The organism is Nonomuraea sp. MG754425, assembly GCF_021699195.1.
Classification (GTDB): domain Bacteria; phylum Actinomycetota; class Actinomycetes; order Streptosporangiales; family Streptosporangiaceae; genus Nonomuraea.
Genome location: NZ_SSXE01000560.1, coordinates 1 through 328, shown reverse-complemented (window position 1 = coordinate 328; position 328 = coordinate 1). Strand labels below are relative to the sequence as shown.

Annotated in this window: 1 protein-coding gene; it reads right to left on the bottom strand. The window is 65.2% G+C overall.

The annotated features are described in order from the left end of the window. Positions 1 to 328: hypothetical protein (locus tag FAF44_RS53960; protein WP_237111224.1), on the bottom strand; the 328-nt coding region annotated here is incomplete at both ends.

The following is a 328-nucleotide window of genomic DNA, read 5'->3' as shown; positions in this document are numbered from 1 at the left end:
GATGGACATGCCGTCGCTGGAGAGCACCTCGACGTTGAGGCACAGCGACTGCATCTCCTTGATCAGGACCTTGAAGGACTCGGGGATGCCCGGCTCGGGGATGTTCTCGCCCTTGACGATGGCCTCGTAGACCTTCACGCGGCCGAGGACGTCGTCGGACTTGATGGTCAGCAGTTCCTGCAGGGCGTAGGCGGCGCCGTAGGCTTCCATGGCCCACACCTCCATCTCGCCGAAGCGCTGGCCGCCGAACTGGGCCTTACCGCCGAGCGGCTGCTGGGTGATCATGGAGTACGGGCCGGTCGACCGGGCGTGGATCTTGTCGTCGACC